General features: G+C 70.2%; 8 protein-coding genes. 4 read left to right on the plus strand and 4 right to left on the minus strand.

Annotated features, from left to right (window positions below):
* Positions 1–7: 7 nt before the first annotated feature.
* The 4 genes from G3N62_RS24025 to G3N62_RS24040 are packed head-to-tail and all read left to right on the plus strand — an operon-like array spanning position 8 to position 3,332.
* A complete protein-coding gene (locus G3N62_RS24025; RefSeq protein WP_185733034.1) occupies positions 8–661 on the plus strand; it encodes a pyridoxal 5'-phosphate synthase in 654 nt (217 codons plus the stop codon).
* Positions 652–1,890, plus strand: a complete 1,239-nt coding sequence (metC, locus tag G3N62_RS24030) for a cystathionine beta-lyase (protein ID WP_124669047.1) — start codon at positions 652–654, stop codon at positions 1,888–1,890. Before G3N62_RS24025 ends, metC begins: the two co-directional genes overlap by 10 nt.
* Complete coding sequence (locus G3N62_RS24035; protein ID WP_034187012.1) at positions 1,884–2,528, plus strand: glutathione S-transferase; 645 nt, start codon at positions 1,884–1,886, stop codon at positions 2,526–2,528. The genes metC and G3N62_RS24035 overlap by 7 nt, the downstream gene beginning before the upstream one ends.
* 21 nt (positions 2,529–2,549) lie before the next feature.
* Positions 2,550–3,332 (plus strand): glutamine amidotransferase, encoded by a 783-nt coding sequence (locus tag G3N62_RS24040; RefSeq protein ID WP_124669048.1) that lies wholly within the window; start codon positions 2,550–2,552, stop codon positions 3,330–3,332.
* Here G3N62_RS24040 and G3N62_RS24045 read toward each other — a convergent pair.
* The 4 genes from G3N62_RS24045 to G3N62_RS24060 form a co-directional block, all read right to left on the minus strand.
* Positions 3,255–3,989 (minus strand): autoinducer binding domain-containing protein, encoded by a 735-nt coding sequence (locus G3N62_RS24045; protein ID WP_059557651.1) that lies wholly within the window; start codon positions 3,987–3,989, stop codon positions 3,255–3,257. The two genes, G3N62_RS24040 and G3N62_RS24045, sit on opposite strands and share 78 nt — an antisense overlap.
* 85 nt (positions 3,990–4,074) lie before the next feature.
* A complete protein-coding gene (locus G3N62_RS24050) occupies positions 4,075–4,506 on the minus strand; it encodes a hypothetical protein (protein WP_049034540.1) in 432 nt (143 codons plus the stop codon).
* Positions 4,507–4,565: 59 nt separating this feature from the next.
* Positions 4,566–6,104 (minus strand): DHA2 family efflux MFS transporter permease subunit, encoded by a 1,539-nt coding sequence (locus G3N62_RS24055; protein ID WP_124669049.1) that lies wholly within the window; start codon positions 6,102–6,104, stop codon positions 4,566–4,568.
* Positions 6,101–7,393: HlyD family efflux transporter periplasmic adaptor subunit (locus tag G3N62_RS24060; RefSeq protein WP_241013189.1), on the minus strand; the 1,293-nt coding region annotated here is incomplete at its 5' end. The genes G3N62_RS24060 and G3N62_RS24055, both read right to left, overlap by 4 nt.

The following is a 7,393-nucleotide window of genomic DNA, read 5'->3' on the forward strand; positions in this document are numbered from 1 at the left end:
TGTCGCCATGGATACGATCGCAACGCGCCTGAAGGCGCTGAAAACCCTCGCGCATGCCGCGCCGCACGTACCGCCCGAAAACTGGGCGGACACGCCGCACGCGCAGTTCGAACGCTGGCTCGACGAAGCCGTGACCGCCGGCGCACTGGAGCCGCAGGTGATGACGCTGTCGACGGTCCACCCGGACGGACGGCCCGATGCACGCTCCGTCGTGCTGCTCAACGTCGACGCGCGCGGCTGGCATTTCGCGGCGAATGCGCGCAGCCCCAAGGGGCGCCAGCTCGCGAACCGGCCGTACGCGGCGATGACGTTCTACTGGCCCGCGATCGCGAGCCAGATCCGGCTGAGCGGCCCGGTCGAGCGGCTGCCGGCCGCCGAAGGCCGCGCCGATTTCGCGGGCCGCCCCGAACGATCGCGCGCGAGCATCCTGGCCGGACGGCAAAGCGAACGGCTCGACGATCCGGACGACCTGACGCGCGCGATCGACGCGCAGCTCGAGCGGCTGGCCGCCGATCCGGCGCTCGTGTCGGACGACTGGCACCTGTACACGCTGGCGCCCGACGAAGCCGAATTCTGGCGGGCCGACAGTGCGCGCCGCTTCGCGCGGCAGGCTTACCGGCGTGCCGGCCAGCATTGGGAGCGGTGCGCGCTATGGCCGTGAAGTCCGTCGAACCGCCGTCGCCGCCGCGCGACGGCCCGCATGACCGCCTGCAAGACGACACGCGGCTCGCGCACGCGGGCCGCGACAGCGCCGCATGGCACGGTTTCGTCAACCCGCCCGTCTACCATGCTTCGACCGTGCTCAGCCCGACGGTGTCGGATCTGCTGAACCGCACGCAGCCGTATATCTACGGCCGCCGCGGCACGCCGACGACGGATGCGCTCGAACGCGCGGTGACGAGCCTCGAAGGCGGCGCCGGTACGGTGCTGTGCCCGTCGGGCCTGTCCGCGTGCACGCTCGCGCTGCTGTCGTGCCTGAAGCCCGGCGATCACCTGCTGATGACCGCATCGGTCTACGGCCCGGTGCGTCATGCGTGCGAAGGCGTACTCGCGCGACTCGGCGTCGAGACGACGTGGTACGACGGCAGCACGCCGGTCGCGGCCGCGTTCCGGTCGAACACGCGTGCGCTGTACGTCGAGGTGCCCGGCTCCTACACGTTCGACATGCACGACGTCCCCGCACTCGTGCGGCTCGCCCATGCGCACGGCGCACGGGTCATCGCGGACAACAGCTGGGCCACGCCGCTCTTCTTGCAGCCGCATGCGCTCGGTATCGACCTGTCGATCCAGGCGGGCACCAAATATCTGGTCGGGCACTCGGACGCCATGCTCGGCACGGTGTCGGCCAACGAACGCGCATGGCCGGCGTTGAAGCAACTGCATGGCGATCTCGGCCTGTGCGCCGGCCCCGACGACGTGTATCTCGCGCTGCGCGGACTGCGCACGCTCGGCGTGCGGCTGCGGCAGCATCAGCGCAACGCGCTCGCGGTCGCGACCTGGCTCTCGACGCGCGCCGAGGTGCAGCGCGTGCTGTATCCGGCGCTGCCCGGCGACGACGGGCACGCACTGTGGCGACGCGATTTCCGTGGCGCGTCCGGGTTGTTCTCGGTCGTGCTGCAACCGGCGCTGCCGCACGCGATCGACGCGTTTCTCGACCACCTGGCGCTGTTCGGGCTCGGCTATTCGTGGGGCGGCTACGAGAGCCTCGCGCTCCCGTTCGAACTGGACGCGCACGGCCTCGCGCAACGCTGGCCGCCCGGCAGCCGCGGCGTGCGCCTGCACATCGGACTCGAGGATCCGGACGACCTGATCGCGGATCTTGCCGCCGGTCTCGACCGCTATGCGGCATGCGCGCGATCCGCTGCCCGCGAGGATGCCGCGCGATGCTGACCGTCTGGGGGCGCCGCACGTCGTTCAACGTGCAGAAGGTGCTGTGGCTCATCGGCGAGCTGGGCCTGCCGTATCGGCATATCGCGGCCGGCGGCGAACACGGCACGCTGCAGACGCCCGCGTTCGCGGCGCTGAATCCGACCTGCCGGATTCCGGTGATCGACTGGGACGGCGACGTCGTGTGGGAGTCGCACACGATCCTGCGCTATCTCGCCGCGCGCGTGCCGAACAATCCGTTCTGGTGCCGCGACACGTACGCGCGTTCGCGCGCGGAGCGCTGGATGGACTGGTCGCAGACCGCGCTCGAACCCGACGTGATGACCGGGCTGTTCTGGGCACTCGTGCGAACGCCGCCGGAGCGGCGCGACGACGCGATCGTGCTCGACAAGGCCGCGCGCAGCGCGACGCATTACCGGCTGCTCGACCGGCTGCTGTCGACCCAGCCGTTTCTCGGCGGTGCGACGCCGGGCCTGGCCGACATTCCGGCCGGCGCGACGCTGTTCCGCTACTTCTCGCTCGACGTCGAGCGGCCGCCGTTGCCGCACGTCGAGGCCTGGTACGCCCGCCTGTGCCGACGGCCTGCCTACCGCGAACAGGTGATGGTGTCGTTCGACGCGCTGCGCGGCCAGCCGGGCTGACCTTCTATCCGACCACACGACATGACGCACTCCGCACTTCGTCCGATCCTGATCGTACTGCATCGCGAACAGTCGAGCCCCGGCCGGATCGGGCGGCTGCTGGCCGCGCGCGGCCATCCGCTCGACATCCGCCGCCCGCCGCTCGGCGACCCGCTGCCGGCGACGCTTGCCGGGCATGCGGGCGCCGTGGTGTTCGGCGGCCCGATGAGCGCCAACGACGGCGATCGCTGGATCCGCGACGAGATCGACTGGATCGGCGTGCCGCTGCGCGAGTCGGCACCGTTTCTCGGCGTTTGCCTCGGCGCGCAGATGATGATCCGTCATCTGGGCGGCCGCGTGACGGCGCACCGCGACGGGCGCGCGGAAATCGGCTACTGGCCGATCGCCGCGACGCACGCCGGCCGGCGACTCGGTTCATGGCCGTCGCACGTGTACCAGTGGCATCGCGAGGGCTTCGAGCGCGTTGCCGGGCTCGAGATCCTCGCGACCGGCGAGCACTTCGAGAACCAGGCCGTGCGCCACGGGCAGCGCGCGTACGGCGTCCAGTTCCATCCGGAAGTCAGCTTTCCGATGATGCGGCGCTGGAGCACGGCCGCCGCGCACAAGCTGGCGGCGCCCGGCGCGCAGGATCTCGCGACGCAGGCGAGCGAAGGCCGGCGGCACGACCGCGCGACGGCTGCGTGGCTCAGCGCGTTTCTCGACCGCTGGCTCGACGATGCGCCGGCATCAGGTCGGCACCGTCACGTCGGAGATACTGATCAGCCCCCACTCGACCGCGCGCAGCACGGCTTCATGCCGACGTGACACGTTGAACTTGCGGCGGATGTTCATGAAGTGGAAATTGATGCACGACTCGGTCACGTTCAGGATGTGGCCGATTTCCCACGACGTCTTGCCGGCCGCATGCCAGCGCAGACACTCGACTTCCCGCCGGCTCAGCCGCGGCACGCTGTCGGGCGGTGCGTGGCACGGCGTGCCGGCGATCGCTTCGCACGCGACGTCGCGCAGCAGCGTCAGCGCCGCGAGGTGACGGTCGCAGCGCTCGCGCGTGGCGGCAAGATCGTCCGCGCTCGCGCACGACAGCATGCCGACCTCCCCTTTCGCGCCGCGCACGGGCAGCACGACGCCGCTGCGCATGCCGTACGCGGCCGCCGCTTCGTAGCACGGCCGCTGCCCGGGCTGCGCGAACAGCGCGTCGTCCCATACGAGCGGCAGTGCCGAACGGAAGCAATGCCGCAGCATCGGGTCGACGCGGTCGAACTGGCGCTGCCGGTACAGCGCCGTCCAGCCCGGCACGCCGCTGCTCCACTTGCGCGCGAGATCGAACGACGCGCCGGTAAATGGCAACACGATCAGCACGACCTTGTCGAATCCCATTCCGGCGGCCGCGTCGGTCATCCGCTGCCATGACGCGTCCGTGTCGCCGGGTACCAACCATTTCAGACAATCCAGTCCTTTCATACAAGCCACCCCGTTTATTAGTTGGAATCTGCAGTCAGGCGGACTTGCGCAACCGGTTCGAGGCGTTGCGCGCGAACGGGCCGCGCTAGAGCGCCTCGGTCAGACGTCGCCGACCCGCGTGCTTCGCGTCGTCGAGCGAAGCCGTCACGTCGAACGGAATCCCGAACGCCTTTTCGATGCCGGACGCGTTCGCGATGGCCGCTTCGCGCTCGGTCGGGTCCGGTTCGACCGACACGAGCGCGCGGCAGACCGCGGCAAGCGCGGCACGGTTCTGCTTGAGCCACATGCCGCGTTCCTTGCGGTCGTCGTGCGGCTCGTCCGGGCGGGCCGGCGGAAAGATCATGACAAACGGCTCGCCGTGCCGCATCAGCGCGTGCATGTCGTCGAGCCAGCGCTGCGCGTAGCCGCCGGATGCGATCGCGTCGTTGCGCACGACGACGAGCGGAAATTCCGTGACGTCGAACACGGCGAGCGTCGCCAGTTCGGGCGGCGTGTTTCCAGCGTGAGAGGTAGGCATCGGGTCAATCTCCATCGAATTGAACAGCATGGGTCGGAACGGGCCGCGCAGCGCCCGCTTCATCGTTTCGCGGCCGCGCCGGGGCCGAACGGCGGGCGGGCGAGCCACACCACCGCGATCACGGCGAGATACACGCAGCCGAGCGCGAACGACACGTCGTTGAACGAAATCTGGTACGCCTGCGCGTCGACCAGGTTGCCGAGCAGCGTCGCCGCGCGTTGCGGATCGCCGCCGCCGAGCCGCGCGACTTCGGCACGCACGGCCGGATCGAAACCGCTCAGGTGTTCGCTGAGCTGCGCGTGATGCAGGATGGCGCGCCGGTCCCACAGGAACGACGTGATCGACACCGCGAAGCTCGCGCCGAGCGTGCGCAGGAACGTCGACAGGCCGGAGCCCGCGGCGATTTCGTCCGGCTTCAGGTCGGACAGCAGGATGCTGTTGATCGGCATGATGAACAGCGCGAGGCCGAGGCCCTGCAGCAGCTGGATCAGCGCGATGTGCGTGAAGTCGATGTCGGGCACGAAGCCCGCGCGCAGGAACGACGACGTGCCGAGGATCGCGAACGCGCAGCACACGAGCACGCGCATGTTGAAGCGCGGCGCGTACTTGCCCATGAACGGCGTCATCAGCACGGGGATCACGCCCATCGGCGCGACCGCCAGCCCGGCCCAGAACGCCGTGTAGCCGAGCGTGCGCTGCAGCCACTGCGGCACGATCACGTTGACCGCGAAGAAGGCCGAGTACGCGAGCACGAGCGTCAGCGTGCCGGCCGCGAAGTTGCGATGCGCGAACAGCCGCAGGTTCACGATCGGATTCGGTTCGTTGAGCTCCCAGATCAGGAACAGCACGATCCCGAACGCGGCGACCACCGACATCACGACGATGAACGTCGAGTTGAACCAGTCGGCCTCGTTGCCCTTGTCGAGCACGATCTGCAGCGCGCCGACGCCGACGATGAGCGCGGCCAGCCCGACGTAGTCGACGCGCGCGGCGACCGTCGTCTCGACGCGCGCCCGCATCTGCGCGAACACGCACATCGCGGCGAACACGCCGATCGGCAGATTGATCAGGAACGCCCAGCGCCACGAGTAATGTTCCGTCACCCAGCCGCCGAACACGGGGCCCGCGATCGGCGCGACGACGGTGACCATCGCGATCATCGACAGCGCGAAGCCGCGCCGCTGCGGCGGGTAGATCGACAACATCAGCGCTTGCGTGGTCGGAATCATCGGCCCGGCCACGAGGCCCTGCAGCGCGCGGAACGCGACGAGCTGCGGCAGGTTCTGCGCGAGGCCGCACAAGAGCGACGCGAACGTAAACGCCAGCGTCGCCCATACGAACAGCCTCACCTGGCCGACGCGCTTGACGAGAAACCCGGTCAGCGGCAGCGCGATCGCATTGCTGACCGAGAACGTCGTGACGACCCAGGCGCTCTGCGTCGTGCTCACGCCGAAGTTGCCGGCGATGGTCGGCAGCGACACGTTTGCGACGGTGCCGTCGAGCACCTGCATGAAGACCGCGAGCGCGAGGCCGAACGTCGTCAGCGCGACGCTCGACGGACGAAAACCGGCATCGGCGGCGGGGATCGGGCCGCTCATTGCGCACGCTCCGTGCGTACCGCCGCCGGCAGGTTCGCGTGCACGACGTCGGCGATCAGGCTGTCGGCGCGCGCGAGTTCGTCGCGGTACACGTCGGTGCGGAACACCGGCGAACGCTGCTCGCGGCGCGACAGCATCGCGCCGCTGCGGTCGTGCTGGTCGACGCGCGCGTGCATCGACAGGCCGATGCGCAACGGATGCGCGTCGAGCTGCGCCGGATCCGTCAGTTCGATGCGCACCGGCAGCCGCTGGACGATCTTGATCCAGTTGCCGGTCGCGTTCTGCGCGGGCAGCAGCGAGAACGCGCTGCCGGTGCCGACGCCGAGGCTCTGCACGCGGCCCGTGTAGCGCACCGCGTCGCCGTACAGGTCGGCCGTCAGCTCGACCGGTTGCCCGATCCGCATGTGTTCGAGCTGCTTCTCGGTGAAGTTCGCGTCGACCCACAGCTCGCGCAGCGGCACGACCGCAAGCAACGGCACGCCGGGCGACACGCGCTGCCCGACCTGTACCGTGCGTTTCGCGACATAGCCGGTGACGGGCGCGACGATATCGGTGCGCGCGCGGGCGAGATACGCGGCGCGCAGCCGCGAGGCCGCGGCCTGGACATCGGGATGCGACGCGACCGCGGTATCGTCGACGAGCGCCTTGCTCGTCTGGTGCTGTTCGCTCAACGTGGCGAGCGCGCTTTGCGCGGCGGCATATGCGCTTTGCGCGGACGTCAGCGTGTCGAGCGCGTGCGCGAGCTCCTCGCGCGAGATCGCGCCGGAGCGGCCGAGGTCCTCGCGGCGCCGGTAATCGGCCTTCGCCTTGTCGAGCGCGGTACGTCGCGCGTCGAGGTCGGCGCGTGCGCCGTCGATGCTGTTCGCGAGCCCGCGTTCATTGCTGTACAGGCCGCGCACCTTGCGGACCGTGGCCGCGAGATCGGCCTGCGCGGCCGCGAGCGCGATCTGCGCGTCGCTCGCGTCGAGACGGACGAGCGGCGTGCCGGCGCGCACGAGGTTGCCGTCGTCCGCGTCGATCGACACGACGGTGCCCGTTACCTGCGGCGTCAGCTCGACGACGTTGCCTTGCGCGTAGGCGTTGTCGGTGGCTTCGTACCAGCGGCCGACGAGCGCGTACCAGATGCCCCAGCCGACGATGCCGAACGCGAACACGCCGACGAGCGCGCGCACGAGGTGCTTGCGTCGCGCGGGCGGCGGCGTCGCCGGTGCGGCGCCGCCCGGCGACGGTTGCGCGCGGGCGTCCGGTGCGCCCGGCGCGCGCGGCGCACCGGTGTGGTCGGCCGCGGG

The organism is Burkholderia sp. Tr-20355 (assembly GCF_017104685.1).
GTDB lineage: Bacteria > Pseudomonadota > Gammaproteobacteria > Burkholderiales > Burkholderiaceae > Burkholderia > Burkholderia seminalis.

Bases quoted from the DNA above. Each gene is read 5' to 3' on its own strand.
- G3N62_RS24045 (WP_059557651.1), bottom strand. From the start codon at position 3,989: ATGAAAGGACTGGATTGTCTGAAATGGTTGGTACCCGGCGACACGGAC.
- G3N62_RS24050 (WP_049034540.1), bottom strand. From the start codon at position 4,506: ATGCCTACCTCTCACGCTGGAAACACGCCGCCCGAACTGGCGACGCTC.
- metC (WP_124669047.1), top strand. From the start codon at position 652: ATGGCCGTGAAGTCCGTCGAACCGCCGTCGCCGCCGCGCGACGGCCCG.
- G3N62_RS24040 (WP_124669048.1), top strand. From the start codon at position 2,550: ATGACGCACTCCGCACTTCGTCCGATCCTGATCGTACTGCATCGCGAA.
- G3N62_RS24025 (WP_185733034.1), top strand. From the start codon at position 8: ATGGATACGATCGCAACGCGCCTGAAGGCGCTGAAAACCCTCGCGCAT.
- G3N62_RS24055 (WP_124669049.1), bottom strand. From the start codon at position 6,104: ATGAGCGGCCCGATCCCCGCCGCCGATGCCGGTTTTCGTCCGTCGAGC.
- G3N62_RS24035 (WP_034187012.1), top strand. From the start codon at position 1,884: ATGCTGACCGTCTGGGGGCGCCGCACGTCGTTCAACGTGCAGAAGGTG.